The 15,378-nt window shown below is 51.9% G+C and carries 13 protein-coding genes; 8 read left to right on the top strand and 5 right to left on the bottom strand.

Annotation, left to right across the window (positions count from 1 at the left end; translation table 11 throughout):
- The first annotated feature begins 74 nt into the window (after positions 1-74).
- The 4 genes from AC3WRW_RS07725 (at position 75) to AC3WRW_RS07710 (ending at position 4,832) form a co-directional block, all read left to right on the top strand.
- A complete protein-coding gene (locus tag AC3WRW_RS07725; protein WP_492545767.1) occupies positions 75-1,688 on the top strand; it encodes a LytS/YhcK type 5TM receptor domain-containing protein in 1,614 nt (537 codons plus the stop codon).
- Positions 1,689-1,695: 7 nt separating this feature from the next.
- On the top strand, positions 1,696-2,445 hold the full coding sequence (locus tag AC3WRW_RS07720; protein WP_492545766.1) for a LytR/AlgR family response regulator transcription factor: 750 nt from the start codon (positions 1,696-1,698) through the stop codon (positions 2,443-2,445).
- A gap of 116 nt (positions 2,446-2,561) precedes the next feature.
- Positions 2,562-4,631, top strand: coding sequence for a carbon starvation CstA family protein (locus AC3WRW_RS07715; RefSeq protein WP_492545765.1), 2,070 nt, complete (start codon positions 2,562-2,564; stop codon positions 4,629-4,631).
- 6 nt (positions 4,632-4,637) lie between these two features.
- Positions 4,638-4,832, top strand: coding sequence for a CstA-like transporter-associated (seleno)protein (locus AC3WRW_RS07710; protein WP_492545764.1), 195 nt, complete (start codon positions 4,638-4,640; stop codon positions 4,830-4,832).
- A gap of 54 nt (positions 4,833-4,886) precedes the next feature.
- Here AC3WRW_RS07710 and AC3WRW_RS07705 read toward each other — a convergent pair whose 3' ends face one another.
- From AC3WRW_RS07705 to AC3WRW_RS07690, 4 genes are all read right to left on the bottom strand, one after another.
- A complete protein-coding gene (locus tag AC3WRW_RS07705) occupies positions 4,887-5,642 on the bottom strand; it encodes a DeoR/GlpR family DNA-binding transcription regulator (protein WP_492545763.1) in 756 nt (251 codons plus the stop codon).
- 93 nt (positions 5,643-5,735) lie between these two features.
- Positions 5,736-6,506: an SDR family NAD(P)-dependent oxidoreductase gene (locus tag AC3WRW_RS07700; RefSeq protein WP_492545762.1), complete on the bottom strand. Its 771-nt coding sequence runs from the start codon at positions 6,504-6,506 to the stop codon at positions 5,736-5,738.
- 186 nt (positions 6,507-6,692) lie between these two features.
- Complete coding sequence (locus tag AC3WRW_RS07695; RefSeq protein ID WP_492545761.1) at positions 6,693-7,631, bottom strand: aldo/keto reductase; 939 nt, start codon at positions 7,629-7,631, stop codon at positions 6,693-6,695.
- A 38-nt stretch (positions 7,632-7,669) separates the two neighbouring features.
- Entirely contained in the window at positions 7,670-8,665 is a 996-nt protein-coding gene (locus tag AC3WRW_RS07690) for a Gfo/Idh/MocA family protein (protein ID WP_492545760.1), read from the bottom strand.
- A gap of 133 nt (positions 8,666-8,798) precedes the next feature.
- On the opposite strand from AC3WRW_RS07690, the gene AC3WRW_RS07685 reads away from it, so the two are divergent.
- Positions 8,799-9,644: a helix-turn-helix transcriptional regulator gene (locus AC3WRW_RS07685; protein ID WP_492545759.1), complete on the top strand. Its 846-nt coding sequence runs from the start codon at positions 8,799-8,801 to the stop codon at positions 9,642-9,644.
- Here the strand turns inward: AC3WRW_RS07685 and AC3WRW_RS07680 are convergent.
- Entirely contained in the window at positions 9,633-10,451 is an 819-nt protein-coding gene (locus AC3WRW_RS07680; RefSeq protein WP_492545758.1) for a glycosyltransferase family 2 protein, read from the bottom strand. The two genes, AC3WRW_RS07685 and AC3WRW_RS07680, sit on opposite strands and share 12 nt — an antisense overlap.
- Positions 10,452-10,557: 106 nt before the next feature.
- Here AC3WRW_RS07680 and AC3WRW_RS07675 point away from each other — a divergent pair, with 106 nt between their 5' ends.
- The 3 genes from AC3WRW_RS07675 (at position 10,558) to AC3WRW_RS07665 (ending at position 15,021) form a co-directional block, all read left to right on the top strand.
- Positions 10,558-13,002: an HAD family hydrolase gene (locus AC3WRW_RS07675; protein ID WP_492545757.1), complete on the top strand. Its 2,445-nt coding sequence runs from the start codon at positions 10,558-10,560 to the stop codon at positions 13,000-13,002.
- 101 nt (positions 13,003-13,103) lie between these two features.
- Positions 13,104-13,907 carry a VanW family protein gene (locus AC3WRW_RS07670; protein WP_492545756.1) on the top strand — a complete coding sequence of 268 codons (804 nt, stop codon included), beginning with the start codon at positions 13,104-13,106 and terminating at the stop codon, positions 13,905-13,907.
- A gap of 28 nt (positions 13,908-13,935) precedes the next feature.
- Positions 13,936-15,021, top strand: coding sequence for a lactonase family protein (locus AC3WRW_RS07665; RefSeq protein ID WP_492545755.1), 1,086 nt, complete (start codon positions 13,936-13,938; stop codon positions 15,019-15,021).
- The last annotated feature ends 357 nt before the right edge of the window (positions 15,022-15,378 follow it).

The raw sequence follows: 15,378 nt of genomic DNA, 5'->3' as shown, positions 1-15,378 counted from the left end.
CGGGCTCATCCTACTGCAAGCACGCGCGATTTCTGATAGGATTACGGTATGAGCATATAAAAGGTGAGTGATTCATGCTTCAGTTGCTTCAGTTGTTCGTGGATATGATGGAACGGGTGGGTTTCTTAATAGCGCTTGCGTTTGCTTTCTCCCGCAGCCGCTGGATGCGCAGTTACATGAGCTATCAAGGCGACAGGACGTATCAATGGCGTTTCCTGATCTTTTTTTCCGCTTATGCGATTCTTGCGACGTATTCGGGTGTGACCGTTTCCGACTATACGTACAGGCCGGCGCCTTGGATCGGCGAAGTTGCGCCGACGGCGGCGATCGCGAACGCGCGAACCGTTGGCGTTGTCATTGCCGGACTGCTCGGCGGCGTCAAGAGCGGGTTCATCGTCGGCGTCTTGGCAGGAGTTCATCGCTACAGCTTAGGGGGATTCGTTGCCGTTGCTTGTATGATCGCGCCCATTCTGCAAGGAATTTTGGCAGGGCTGTGCCGCAATGCATTCAAGAAGCGCTTCCGTCAAGTATCGTCGGTGCAGCTCGCTTTCTTGGTTGGCTTCATGGCCGAATCCGTGCAGATGCTGCTTATTCTTGCTTTAGCCAAGCCGTGGGATGATGCGGTTCAGCTGGTTTCGCTTATTGGCTTGCCGCAAACACTCGCAAACAGTGTCGGCGTTGCCTTGTATTTTGTGCTGTACAATACGATGGAGCGGGAAGAGGCGCGAATCGGTGATGAGCATGCCCGTAAAGCGCTGCAGATTGCGGATATGACAATGCCGCTATGGCGTCTGGAGTTCGATAAGGCCGTAGCGGAAATTGGAAAAGTGTTGAATGAGGAGATGAGGGCTGCCGGCGCATTTTTCAGTAAGGATGGGAAAGCGTGGGTAGTAGAAGGCAGAAAAACGCAGTATTGGACCGATCTGCTCATCCGTGTTCCGAATCGCCCGCTGGTCGGGCAGTTTCGCTTGTATTTCGAGCGGGAACAGGATGACAATCCGTCACGCAGACGAATGCTATCGTCCCTGGCGGAACTGCTCTCTCAGCAGTATGCGTTCGTCGAATCCGAGCGTCAGACGCAGCTGTTGGCGGATGCCGAGATTCGCTCGCTGCAGGCGCAAATGAATCCTCACTTCCTGTTTAATGTCCTGAACACGGTCAAATCCTTTATCCGCACGAAGCCGGAAGAGGCGCGTCAGATGGTCATGCACTTATCCAGATTTTTGCGCAAAAATATGAGCCATGGGAATCAGAGCCTCATCACCATACGTGATGAATACGAATTGGTGATGTCTTACCTCAGCTTGATCAAATCCCGCTTGGGGGATCAGATGGAATTTTACGCGGAGATCGATGAAAGGCTGCTGGATCATTCGATTCCTCCGTTTACGATCCAACCTCTGATTGAGAATGCCATTGTTCACGGTATTAAAAACAAGCCGGGCATCGGAATCATCAGGCTTACCGTGCAAGAGGAGCGCAACAATGGCATGTCTCGAACACGTATTACTGTAGAGGACAACGGAATCGGACTGGAAGCCGCCGAACTGGGCAGTCAAGGAGAGCACGCCGGCATGGCTATGCGGAATATCGAGCAGCGGTTGAATTATCATTACGGTAAAGAGCATCCGCTGGAAATCGTGAGCAAGCCGGGGGAAGGTACGATGATTACATTTTGGGTGAGGTGAATCGCGGGTGGGTTGGAATATTGTCATTGCGGACGATGAAGAGCCGGCTAGAGAAGAACTGATTTATTTGTTGGAAAACCATGCGGAGGTGGATAAGGTTACTGCGGCATCCGGCGGGATGGATGCAATCAAGAAGGTCAAAGAATTAGCGCCGGATGTCTTGTTTCTGGATATGGACATGCCGGATCTAAACGGGCTGCAGGTTGCCGAAATCGTAGGCGAAATCAATCCGCAGGTGAAAATCGTATTTTCCACAGCCTATGATCAATATGCCGTTCATGCGTTTAAGCTTCGCGCGTTTCACTATATGCTGAAGCCGTACGATGAAGAGGATATCGCCATGGTTTTCCGCGAGCTCCGCAAAATACAGTCTCACAGCGGCGCAGCGCCCGCAAGCGGGAGCCCTCTGCCATCCGTTAAGACAAGCGTAAAGCTTGCGCTGGAATTGGATGAGGGAATTATTTATGTATCGCCGAAAGATATCATATATATCAGTAAGGAGGTCAAGCATGTACAGGTTCACCTCTATGATAAGGCCTATATCGTCTCTTACACCTTATCGGAACTGGAGCAGAAGCTGGAGCCGTACGGTTTTTTCCGCTGCCACAAAAGCTATCTGGTCAACCTCGCGTCCATTTCCGAAATGAAGACTTGGGTGAACGGAGCGTACAATCTGCTCATGGAAGATGCCGGACGATGCACGATACCTGTAAGCCGAAATTATGTGAAGATGCTGCGTTTGAAACTCGAAATTTAACATCATGAGGCACGAAAATGGCATGTTGCGTTCCAAGTATTCCGCTTGTTTCTCAGACAAGCTATACTCATTGTAAGCGCTAACATTCATGTTCATTTTGGAGGGTGTTCACACACATGTTTCTTTTAAAAAACAAATTCGCTTCCTACGTAATTTGGGCGGTCATCGCCCTGCTCGGCGCGTCAGGCTTCGCCATGCTTGCGCTTTCGAGAGGCGAGAGCATTTCGGCGATATGGCTGATCGTTGCTGCCATTTGTACGTATTCGTTCGGGTACCGTTTCTACAGCCGTTTTATCGCCAAAAAGATCTATGAGCTGAATGACAACCGGGCAACCCCTGCCCACGTTCATAACGATTCCAAGGACTTCGTGCCGACGAATAAATATGTTTTGTTCGGTCATCATTTTGCTGCAATCGCAGGCGCAGGACCGCTTGTGGGTCCGATTCTGGCCGCGCAGATGGGGTACTTGCCAAGCATTCTCTGGATTATTATCGGGGCCGTTCTAGCGGGCTGCGTGCAGGACTTTGTGACCCTTGTCGGCTCCATGCGCCGTGACGGCAAGTCGCTTGGACAAATGGCCAAGGATGAAGTGGGCCGGTTCAGCGGAACGTTAGCCTCCATTGCAACGCTAGCGATCTTGATCATCATCGTGGCCGTTCTCGGGCTCGTTGTTGTGAAAGCGTTGGCCGAATCTCCGTGGGGCATGTTCACCATCGCCATGACGATGCCGATCGCCATATTCATGGGCTTTTACATGCGCTACATCCGTCCGGGCAAAGTGATCGAGGGCTCTATCATCGGCTTCGTTTTGTTGATGATCGTTTTGTGGTCAGGCCAGTATATTGCGGCAAGTCCGGCGCTGGCAGAAATGTTTACGTTCACCGCTCCGCAAATTGCGGTTTTAATGGTGGTTTACGGCCTTATCGCTTCCATTTTGCCCGTCTGGGTACTGCTTGCTCCGCGGGATTATTTAAGCTCATTTTTGAAAATCGGCGTTATCCTCCTACTCGCTGGCGGCATTATGGTTATTTTACCAGAGCTAAAAATGCCTGCCGTAACGAAGTTTATTGATGGAACCGGGCCTGTATTTTCGGGCAACTTGTTCCCGTTCTTGTTCATCACGATTGCGTGCGGCGCGGTTTCCGGGTTCCATTCGTTGATTTCATCCGGGACGACGCCCAAAATGATCGATAGAGAAAGCCATGCGCCGTTTATCGGCTTTGCCGGTATGGCCGCGGAATCCTTCGTCGCGGTTATGGCTTTGATTGCCGCTTGCTCCCTGGAGCCCGGCCTGTACTTCGCGATGAATTCTTCACCAGCGGTTATTGGAACCGATCCTGCAGCAGCCGCGGCCAAAATTTCATCCTGGGGCTTCACCTTAACCCCGGATCTGATTACAAGCACGGCCAAAGAAATCGGCGAAAAGACCATTCTCTCCCGCACGGGCGGAGCGCCAACGCTGGCGGTGGGGATGGCTGAAATTTTCTCTACTTTTTTAAGCGGCGCCAAAGCGTTCTGGTATCATTTCGCGATTTTGTTCGAAGCTGTCTTTATCTTGACTGCCGTGGATGCGGGGACGCGCGTCGGCCGATTTATGCTGCAGGATTTAGTCGGCAATTTCTATAAGCCTTTTGGGCAAACCAAAGATTTGAGATACAATTTCATTGCTTCGCTCATCGTTTGCTTGGCTTGGGGGTACTTTCTGTATCAGGGGGCTGTCGATCCGTTCGGCGGTATCAACTCTTTATGGGCGCTTTTTGGCATTGCCAATCAAATGCTGGCGGCCATTGCGCTAGCCGTAGCGGTTACGATTATGATCAAAATGGGCAAAGCCCGCTATGCCTGGGTTGGCATGATCCCCTTCGTGTTCCTGGCCGTGACTACGCTGACTGCGGGCTACCAAAAAGCATTTTCCGCAAACGCCAGCATCGGATTTTTAGCGGCAGCGAAAAAGTATCAAGAGGGCATCGATAAAGGACAAGTCATTGCGCCGGCCAAAAATATGGACGTCATGCACCAAATCGTAACGAACAACTATATCGATGCGGGGCTAACGATTTTCTTCGGCATCGTTGTTATTCTGATGATCATCATTTCGCTGCGCCTATGGTTCAACATTTTGATTCAGAAGCAAAAGCCTCAACTACAAGAATCGCCGTTCGTCCAATCCACATTCGGAGCGTGATATGTCTTGAGAGCGATCGCCAGCTTTACGGGCAAGGTAAATTCGACGATCAAAGTTATTTTCAATATTCCGGACTATGCCAAATATGTGAAGCACCAGCAGGAGTGCCATCCGGACGCCGTCCTTTTGACGGAGAAAGAGTTCTACCTGCATTCCCTGCATGAGCGTTATGAGAGCGGTAAAATCAACAGGTGCTGCTAATTGAAAAAACTCGATCCCCGCGGCAAATGAACCGTGAGATCGAGTTTTTTTATTTTACAAGAAACGGGCTCCGGCATCTTGGAAGGCTTCTTTCATTTCCGGGGTTATTTTGGAATCGCTAATAATTCCGGTCGTTTCCTGCACTTCGCCGATGACAAATAAAGAGCTCCGGCTAAACTTAGAATGGTCGGCAACGAGGAAAGTTTCCATCGATCGCTTCATCATCCGGCGGTTCGTCTCGGCTTCCAGCTCATTATAGATCATCATGCCGCGCGTTAGCGAAATGCCGTCTACGCCCATGAACGTTTTGCGGATGCTGAGGTTATCGAGTGTCGCATTGGCGAGTGGACCTGACAGCTCGAACGTTTGCGTGCGAATCACACCGCCTGTCAGAATGAGCTGCAGCCCTTGTGTGCCGATCAATTCATAGGCGATATTGACTGCATTGGTGATAACGGTGAGGTTCTTGAATTGGTTGAGCTTCTTGGCAATGAACGTCGTTGTCGTCCCGCCTGTTAAGCCGATGATATCGCCATCTTCAATATAGTTTAGCGCTTTGTCGGCGATTTCTTTCTTCTCTTCCGTACAGAGGTCCATTTTGTTGAAAAAGGGGACTTCCACCTTCAGGCTTTCCAGCACGGCGCCACCGAAGGTGCGGATGCAGCGTTTCTCTTGTTCTAAAATTTCAAGGTCCCGTCTAGCCGTTGCTTCGGATACGGCAAACTGCTGTACGATATCGGTCAAGGCGATGGAGCCTTTATCTTTAATGGCTTGCATAATGGCATCTCGGCGAATATCTGTCTTTCCCATGGAACCTCCTAAAAAGCTTTCCCTCAGGAAAGCTAGCTAACGATGTAAGTAACTCTTACGTCTATCTTATCATGTGGATGGATGAGCCGTCCATTAGGTGTCAGGCTCTGCGCGAAGCTCTTCGACAACGCTCCCCTGCTGAAAGGAATGGCCAAGCAGCAGCTTGATCAATTGTTCGGCTGTTGCCGCAGGAGATGCGAGCATGCCCCGATCTTTTACCGTTCTGAAAATGTCCGCTGAGCCAGCTGCGCCTTGGCTGGCATTTCTTGCTTCTTCTTGCAAGCCCGTATCGATCATGCCGGGCCAAACGGATACGATTTTGACGGAGTTAGGTTCATTGCCCTGTTCCAACCCCACGCTTTTTGAGAAAATATCCAGCCCGGCCTTAGCGGCACAATACACGCTCATACCAGGAAGAAGATGCTTGGCAGAGGCGGAGGAAATGTTCAAAATCCGCTTCTCGATCTGCAGATGGTCGGTAAAACGAATAAAACATGAGGTAAGCAGCATGGGAGCCAGCAGATTAACATGGAGATTAGTTATCAATGCTTGTGAGCCCGCCTCCTCGATGCGTGAAAATGGTGCCAGAACGGCGGCATTATTGATCAAGTAGATGCCTTCGGCATTTGTCACATCGATTTCGCGGCATATTTGTTCCATTAAAGCGTCAATGCCGTCGATGTTATTCAAATCATATTCGATGTAATGGAGGTGACTGCTCTTCGCCATTAGCGCGTCGTTCTTTCCTCTGGAAATACAGATCAGGCGGTGTTCCGGAGAAATGAGCTGAAGCGCCATGGCTTCGCCCAGACCACGGGATGTCCCGGTAATGATAAAATATTTCAATAGAATCAACTCCGTCATTATGATGGATTTGCCGATGAACCTGATGCGGTGAGCCTTAGACAGTAAAATCGTACTGTAATGACTATTTCTTTCGTCGCAAGAGAATGACAGTCCTTTATTTAAGGGGAATAGGCGGTGAGAGGGGCATAGCTAAACGTCAAAAGCCCCGGCCGCAAGCAGCCGGGGCATCCCAAACTTAATTTGCTACACGGTAGCAGCAGTCAAATCAAGCCATGCCAACTCCTGCGGAGTGAGCACAAGCTCCGCGCCGTCGCGGCATGAAAGCATTTCGGCTTCGCTGCGCGGGCCAATGAGCGCGCAAGCCGGGAACGGCTGGCTCAGCACATAGGCGAGCGCGATCTGGATCGCGGTTACGCCTTTTTCCTGCGCCAGCTGTTCCGCGCGGCGCAGCCGCGTCCAGTTCTCGTCGCTGTAGAAGACGCGGACGAGGTCGGCGTTGTCGAGCACGTCCGGCGAGTACCGGCCTGTGAAGAATCCGCGCGCCTGGGAAGACCAGGACAGCAGCGGCAGCTGCGCAGCTTCGTGCCAGCGCAGAGCTTCCTCGTCGACGGAGACGCAGCCGCTCCAGAACGGCTCTTTGGCTTTCGCGAGGCTGAGGTTCGGAGAGCTGAAGCTGAAGCCGATGAGGCCGTTCTTCGCGGCATAATCGTTCGCTTCCTGCAGACGCGCATGCGTCCAGTTGGAGCCGCCGAAAGCACGAATGCGTCCGGCTTCTACATGCTCGTTCAGCGCTTCCAGGATCACGCCGACCGGTATCGCCGGATCGTCCCGATGCAGCGCATAGAGGTCGATGTAGTCCGTGCGCAGCCGCTCGAGCGAGGTGAACAGGTCGCTGCGGATCGCTTCCGCATTCACGCGGGGACCGTGCTGATCATGGTGCGCGCCTTTGGTGAAAATGTTGATGTCGTCGCGGTTGCCCAGCTCATCCATCCAGATACCAAGCGCCTGCTCGCTTTCGCCGCCGCAGTAAATGAAGGCGGAGTCAATGGTATTGCCGCCAATCGCCAAGTAATGTCCAAGAATGTCGCTGACTTCCTGACCGTTATTCAGACGGAAAAAATCAGAGCCCATAATCAGTTTGGAAACCGGTTTATCTAAGCCTTTAATTTGAATATGTTTCATCGCGGTCATCCCAGCCTTTCGCATGGTCGTAGTGGTCGTTACAGAACAATTCGGGAGCGCTTTCTTGCTGATTCCAGACAAGCATCCAGCACTTTCATGTTAAGAGTGGCATCGCTCGCAGGAAAGTTCGGCTGCTTCTCGCCCCAAGCGGCGTAAGCGAGATCGTCGACCTCCAGCGCGTATTGATTAAGGAACGGGACGTTCTCTACCCGGCGCTCATTGCCGACATGGACGATGAACTGGCCGGATTCCTCGGTCGGGGTTACGTAGGCGGAAGGAACCTCAATGCGCCCTTTGGCGCCTACGATTTCAAGCGTATTGCGGAATCCCGCCCACATGCCGCAGTCAAACGTTAGCGCAACGCTGCCGCTGAACTCGACCAAGCCCGACATCATCATATCGACATCATCGTGTTCAGGGGAGAAGAACGCATGGGTCGTAACCGCCTCAGGCTCCCGGCCCAGAATCATTCTCGCAGCGGAGATCGGGTAGCAGCCTACGTCATAGAGCGAACCGCCGCCCCACTCACGTTTGTAGCGAACATTTTTGCTGTCGTCCGGGTTGCTGAACGTGAAGGCGCCATGGATACCGCGAAGGTCGCCGATTTCCCCGGATGCAATGATCTCTTTGATCCGTTCGTAGCGTGGGTGATGTCTGTACATGAACGCTTCCGCGAATTGTACGCCGGCTTGCTCGCAGGCTGCTACCATTTCTTCCGCTTCGGCAGCTGTCAGCGCAGCCGGTTTTTCGCAAAGCACATGCTTTCCGGCAGCGGCAGCGCGAATGGTCCATTCTTTATGCAGATGATTCGGCAGAGGGATGTACAAGGCATCGATATCCGGATCCGCAATTAATTCCTCATAACTGCCATAGGCGGTTGGAATACCCAGCTTTTCGGCAACTTCCTGAGATTTCTGCAAACTGCGGCTGGCTATAGCGCTTACAATTCCTGTTTTGGACTGCACAATTCCCGGAATACACGCCCGAATTGCAATCCCGGCACATCCTAAAATTCCCCAACGAAGCTTAGTCATGAGAGCATATCTCCTTCTAGTAAAATATTTGATAGCGGTATATTGTTATTATAAATCGAGTTATTTAAAATGAATATGATAATATATTGCATCTGATATCGGAATATTGTCATTAAGGGAAGGGGCGCGAGGGATGAGACGGCAAGTTATGCTGCCGAGGCTGCAGCAATCCTCGTATTTTATTTTTCCGGAATCGGTTGGCTGGTACCAAGATTATCCCGACCATTCCATTTACCGGCAAGAAGGCTATTATGAGACGTACAGCATCCATTTTATCCTTTCAGGCAAAGGGTATGTGGAGATCGAAGGAGAGCAGCATGTGCTTCAAAAAGGCGATGCTTTCCTGTACTTCCCGTTCCAAGAGCAGCGCTATTACTCCTCCAAAGAAGATCCTTGGGACGTTCGATGGGTTCATTTTTACGGGAATCATTTGAAGGAGTTTATGCTGGAAAAAGGCTTTCTGCGGACGTTGTGGACGCTCAAAAGATGGAGCGAACTGGAGGAAGCGTTTCATGAGCTGCTGCTGGAAGCGGAGGCCAATAACATTGTGAAGCCGACGAATCTTTCCACGTTAAGCTACAAAATTTTGAGTGAATTCATGAGCTACGCCGCGCCTTTAACGAGCAATCGGGGGGTGGAATCCGTGGACCGGATTCTGGCGATCCTTCCCACTATGCAGCAAAAAGCCTGCGAACCGTTCATCCTGGAAGAATGGGCGGAGCTCACAGGCGTAAGCACGTATTATTTCTGCAAATTGTTTCGCAAAGCGACTTCGATGACGCCGCTCTCTTTCATTACGCTATGCCGCATGCAGTTCGCAAAGCAGCGCCTCATTGAGAAGGAAAGCTTGCCGATCAAGGATATTGCTGTGCAAGCCGGTTATGCCAGCGCAAGCTATTTTAACCAGCGGTTTCAGGAGCATGAAGGGATGACGCCGAGCGAGTTTCGCAGCTTGTACGGCAAAGGTTTATTTGACTAGACGCGAGCGGATCGGTTCTCCGTCCCAGACGATTTCGGTCTTGGCTTGACGCTCTTTCACTTCCGGTTCCTCCAGCAGGAGGAAGAAGTTCTTCGTCGGCAAATCGCCGAGCCCGTGCTTAACGGAGAGCATGTCCAAAAAGGGGCGCATATTGTCGAGCTGGCCCGACATGTTGCTCGTGCCCTGCTGCGCAAACGCATAGAGGACGCTGGCAACCGGCGCACGCTTCACGCGGAATTGCTCGGCCGCTCGCAGGAAGAAATCCCAGTCCCAATAATGGAATACCTCGGTGTCAAAAGGTCCCAGAGCATCCATCAACTCAGGACGGAATATGCAGCCGGAGGAGAAGAAGGTCGAGAACCTGCGCATCGCCGGCACATCGAATTCATAGGCAAAAACGAACCGGTTCGTAATGGAGCGGGCCTCGTTCTCATACACATAATCGAAAATTTCAACGTCGGGATATACGAGATCGTAGCCTTCGATTTCTTGCAGCATCCGTTCGATATGGATCGGGAGCAGCAAATCGTCATCATCGCACAGCATGATGTAATCGCCTTTCACCTCTTGCAGACCGCGGTTTCGAGCGTGAACGTGCTTCAGGTTTTGCGGCATATTCACAATCTGGATGTCGAGTTCGGGATACAGATCCTGAATGAAATCTACCGCAGGTCCGGCATCGTTGACGATAATGATTTGCAAGTTTTTGTACGTTTGGCGGTATAATGATTCTGCAAGCTCAGCGAGCTCTATGCGGCGATTATACGTTGGAATAATAATGGACACCAAGGGTTGGTCAGACAACATGAAGCACCTCCGATTTATCATAAATAAAGCTTACCTCAAATGAGTAATACTTCTCAAATCCATTCGCTCAAGTTTTCTTTTACGTCAAACGCTAAGGAGGCTCTTGATGCTGCAAAGTTCGCATACCCCGATACGCACGCTTAATTTACTTTTATGGGAAAATGATCGTTATCTGAGCGCCTTAAAAGGGCAATTACAGGCTGTCCGGCTGCTAAGTCTGGACATCTTCGATACGCTCTTATTCCGGACTGTCGCGAATCCGTCTGATGTTTTTATCCAAATAGCTGAGCGGGCCCACCTGAAGGGCGGTCTCAAAGGCTCGATCACGCCATCGGCATTCAAAGAAATGCGCATGAGGGCCGAGCATAAAGCGCGTGAAAAGCAGGCCGCACAGACAGGCTTCGGCGAAGTCACGTTGGAGCAAATTTATGATGAAATGCCGGCCTCCATTGTGAACAGGGGCAAGCTGGTTCAGTTGGAAGTGGAAACCGAGGAGGATGTTTGCTATTTGAACCCTCATGTAGCTTCCTTGTTGTATGCCTGTAAAAAAGAGCAGATACCGGTAGCGCTGCTGTCGGATATGTATTTGTCGTCAGACCAGCTTCGGCGGATTCTTGGGTCCGCAGGTCTGGATCTGTCCAGTGTGGACACGCTGCTCGTATCTTCGGAGGAGCGGGAGGGCAAGTCATCGGGACATCTGTTTGCCAGACTCAAAGAGCTGTACCCGCAGATTGATGCATCGACGATCGTGCATATTGGCGACAATGCGGCCGCAGATGTGGAGGGAGCAGCGAAAGAGGGCGTTAGAGGACTGCACTATCCTGTCGTTCCCGAGCATTTCGATAGCGTGCATCACTGGGAATTTGTCAAACATGGCGATGTGCTACCGGCATGGAAGTCGCTGCGAAAGCTGGCTGCGGCCTCGGATATGGCTGCTAGCGACGGAGATCGGGAAGGCATGTTTTACCGTTTTGGCGCCGAAGTGCTGGGGCCATTTTTGCATACCCTATGCGAGTGGGTGCTTGATGTTTGCGTTCAAGAAGGCATCGCTTGCGTGAATCCGCTGATGAGAGAAGCGTATTTGCTGGCTCCGATGCTTGAGCATGCCGCACAGCAAAGAGGCGTAGAGCTTCAGGTGAAGCCCGTTTATGTGTCCAGGCAAGCGACTTTTATGGCGGGGCTGGAGCGTTTTGGCGAGGCGGAGCTTGCGTATTTGCTGGGCATTCACGGCTTGAAGGTGGGTGAGCTTTTCGAGGTTCTTGATATCGGTCTGGAAGAAGAAGAGCGTTTTAAAGGATTCCTAGTGGAAACGGTCGAAGCGTGCAGGCACATTTCCGGGGAGAGCGGCCAAACCATCTATGATAATCTGCGGAGTTATCTGCTTAGCGACTCCGTCCAAAGCAGACTCTTAGCGTCTATTGAGCGGCATCGGCAGCTCTTTGTAGGCTATTTGAGGCAGGAATTTGGCGCGCCGGAGCGGTTAGTGACGGTCGATATCGGATTTCAAGGAACGATTCAGGGAGCATTGGAAAAGATCGTGAGTCTCGCAGGATTGCAGCCGCAAATGACCCATTTACTCGCCGTCGGCGCCAATCGGCTGGATGAGCTTCGTCTGCAAGGGATGGATATTCGCAGCATGCTGCGTTCCGGCAGCGGCGGCAGCGAGGCGGGGAAGCGAATCGCGAGAACCCCGGCTTTTTTGGAGGAGCTGATGATGGGGAGTTTCGGCTCAACCCTTCGCTACGTCGCAGAGGAGTCCGGGCGCATTATTCCGGTACAAGCGCAGCTGCACAGAACGGATGAAGAATTTGCAAGCAAACAAGCCTGTCAAAAAGGAGCGCTTGCTTTTCAAAGCTACTATGCCTACCTGCTGCGGCAAAAAGAAGGACGGCTTAAGCGGGCGTCCGCCCAGCCTGAAGAGTGGAGCAAGCCGCTGCACCGCGTTCTTGCGATGCCGAAGCCGGAAGAGGCGGGCTTATTGGGAGATTTAACGCACCAGGACAATTTCTGCACGGAGTATATAGCCCCGATTTGCGGAGCAGTAGCCGAGAAATGGTACTTGGCGGGGCCGGAAGCTTTCCTCAACAGCTGCAATTATGCGCCGTCGGTTATGAATGTAAATTGGCCGCAAGGCATGGTGACCAGACGTTTTCCGTACTATTTGTATCATTATTATTTGCGGCACGGGGATAGCTTCGGCAGTCAGGCCATGATTTTCGATACCATTCAAAGGGTTAAAAGGGACGGCATCCGCTCTTTAACGCTGTATGGCTCCGGCGCATTTGCGGAGCAGGTGCTTAAAGCGGCCTGGTTTCATGGCTTGCATATTCCCTTTTGGATCGATCCGGCTGCAGGAACAGATACGGTGCCTTGGGGGAGGTTCGCCTACACGACATTGGAGCAAGTTAGGGTATTGTCAGAGGAACCTGGAAACGAGGCTCCCGCTTTTCTAATCGCTACGCTGTCCGAACTGGAAGCTTATCCGAAGCGAATTTTAAAAGCTTTTGAAGGTTCTATGGCAGCACCAAAGCTTTACGCCATACGTCCGTAATGAAAGCCCCTTTCAATTGAACTAAATTCATGGATGAAACATCTTATAGGTGGAATGTTTTGGCGAACCCATTTTTTGGTGAAAAAGGAAGGTGTACAAGGATGAAGCAAAAGCTGCTCAGCATGTTCCCGGTACTGTATCGTCTGCGAATTGCCCAATTAAGAATGGTGCGGCATTTGGTTAATTTGAATCCGTCGATTACGTATGCCAAGCATAGAGCGGCAAATTCGCTTCCCTATGCGTGCAAAAAGCATCAGTCCTTACTGCGGAGAAAGCTAGGCTCTTCCGACCCCCAACTGCAAGAGAATAAAATAACGAATTTGCGTCTCAGCGTTGCCCGTATGGATGGCATTATGATTCGGCCGGGGGAGACTTTTTCCTTCTGGAAATTAGTCGGCAAAACAACACCCGCTAAAGGCTACATCGAAGGCTTGCTGCTTTCGCAAGGCGGTGTGAAGCGGGGCGTCGGAGGAGGGATTTGCCAGCTGGGCAATCTGCTGTTTTGGATGGCGCTGCATACACCGCTTCAGGTGGTGGAACGGCATCATCACAGCTTTGATCCTTTTCCGGACGATCACCGGGTACTGCCTTTCGGGAGCGGAGCGAGCGTCTTTTACAATTACATTGATTTGCGGATCTACAATCCGACGAAGACGACCTTCCAGTTCCGGCTATGGTTGACGGATGAGCACTTGAAAGGCTCCGTTCACAGCGATGAGCCGCTTAGGCACGCGTATCACATCGAAGAAAGAAATCACCGTTTTCTGGAAAAGGAAGGCCGAACTTACCGGGAAAATGAAATATGGCGCAGAGTGATTGATAAAAGAACGGGAAACACTGCTACAGAGGAACAAATGATTCATAATTTTTCGGAAGTCAAATATGACTTGTTTGGAACGACATAAATTTTGCGGATGCGGAGGATGATGGCAAGTGTCAGGTGGAGAACAGAAGGAAATGTATGGCTACGTGGGTTCCTATACGAATGAGGATAATAAGACGGGGATTACGTTATTTAAGCTGGATCTGCAGAGCGGAGCAATCACCTTGTTGGATGCGTATACCGATTTGCCGAACGCCTCGTTTCTTGCGCTGAATGCGGAGCGGAGTGTCTTGTACGCGGTCAGCGAGACAGACTCGTATTTAGGCGGTTTCGGTGGCTCTGCCGCGGCTTATGCGATTGAAGCTGGCTCTTGGAAGCTGACGAAGTTGAACGAGCAGCCGACTGGCGGCTCGGCTCCATGCTACATTAGCCTGGATCAGACGAACCGTGCTGTATTTGTGGCTAATTATTCAAGCGGAAGCGTCACTTCTTATAAGATTGAAGCGGATGGAAGCCTGAGCGAGCCCACGCAGTTGGTAAAGCATGAGGGCACGTTAGGGCCGCGGGCGGATCGCCAGGAGCGCCCGCATGCGCATTCGATTGTGCCGGCGCCGGACAATCGGTATGCGATTTCAGCCGATCTGGGCCTTGATCGGCTGGTGGTGAGCCGCATTGACGCGGAGAACGGCACCCTTCAGCCGCATGGCGAAGCGGCGGTGAAGCCGGGCGCAGGCCCGCGGCATTTGGTTTACAGCGCGGACAGCCGGTACGTGTACGCGGTCGGTGAGCTGGACAGCACGGTGACGGTGCTGGCCTATGACGCGAGCGCGGGCACCTTGACCGCGCTGCAAAGCGTTTCGACGCTGCCGGAGGGCTTCAGCGGCGAAAACACATGCGCGGACATCCATCTCTCGGGAGATGGCCGGCATGTGTATGCCTCAAACCGCGGGCACGACAGTGTCGCGGTTTATGCCGTGGACGGACACAGCGGCACGCTGTCCGTCCAGGGTTGGCAGGCGACGCTGGGGCGGACGCCGCGGAACTTCGCCCTGTCGCCGCAGGGGGATTTCCTGCTTGCGGCGAATCAGGAATCGGACAGCATCACGGTATTCCGCGTAGACGCGGTGACGGGGATGCTGCAGGAAACCGGGCAAACGGCGGCGGTGCCGAAGCCGGTTTGCCTGAAATTTCTGTAGGCGGAGAGCAGAGAAGCGGGCTATGGAATTGTAACGGACCTCTGTGACGTTATTTTCGATACATTTGCTCGTCTATTTGTATAGCGGACACCAGAAGCGTTATTGCACCCAATAGCAGTTGAAAGCTCCGCTGCAAAGGGGAATAGCGGCTGTGGTGTCCGTTGGCCTTTTACAAGGACTCCAATTCATGAAATAAAGGTTTGTCGGTCCGTTAGTGAGCAGGCCGCTTTTTCAGCCTCGTCGAGGGGCTTTTTTTTGTGCGCAATACCATTGACTTCCTCCAAAGAGTTGCTAAAATAAATCATTGTATGCGCGTTTGTGAACGCGTGTTCACTATTATGCATAGAACAGGAAACC

This window comes from Paenibacillus sp. FW126-R14, from assembly GCF_058789495.1.
Note: the sequence above shows the minus strand (reverse complement) of the source record. Positions and strands in the feature narration are given on the sequence as shown.

Bases quoted from the DNA above. Each gene is read 5' to 3' on its own strand.
- AC3WRW_RS07725 (WP_492545767.1), top strand. From the start codon at position 75: ATGCTTCAGTTGCTTCAGTTGTTCGTGGATATGATGGAACGGGTGGGT.
- AC3WRW_RS07715 (WP_492545765.1), top strand. From the start codon at position 2,562: ATGTTTCTTTTAAAAAACAAATTCGCTTCCTACGTAATTTGGGCGGTC.
- AC3WRW_RS07705 (WP_492545763.1), bottom strand. From the start codon at position 5,642: ATGGGAAAGACAGATATTCGCCGAGATGCCATTATGCAAGCCATTAAA.
- AC3WRW_RS07700 (WP_492545762.1), bottom strand. From the start codon at position 6,506: ATGACGGAGTTGATTCTATTGAAATATTTTATCATTACCGGGACATCC.
- AC3WRW_RS07695 (WP_492545761.1), bottom strand. From the start codon at position 7,631: ATGAAACATATTCAAATTAAAGGCTTAGATAAACCGGTTTCCAAACTG.
- AC3WRW_RS07690 (WP_492545760.1), bottom strand. From the start codon at position 8,665: ATGACTAAGCTTCGTTGGGGAATTTTAGGATGTGCCGGGATTGCAATT.
- AC3WRW_RS07685 (WP_492545759.1), top strand. From the start codon at position 8,799: ATGAGACGGCAAGTTATGCTGCCGAGGCTGCAGCAATCCTCGTATTTT.
- AC3WRW_RS07680 (WP_492545758.1), bottom strand. From the start codon at position 10,451: ATGTTGTCTGACCAACCCTTGGTGTCCATTATTATTCCAACGTATAAT.
- AC3WRW_RS07675 (WP_492545757.1), top strand. From the start codon at position 10,558: ATGCTGCAAAGTTCGCATACCCCGATACGCACGCTTAATTTACTTTTA.
- AC3WRW_RS07670 (WP_492545756.1), top strand. From the start codon at position 13,104: ATGAAGCAAAAGCTGCTCAGCATGTTCCCGGTACTGTATCGTCTGCGA.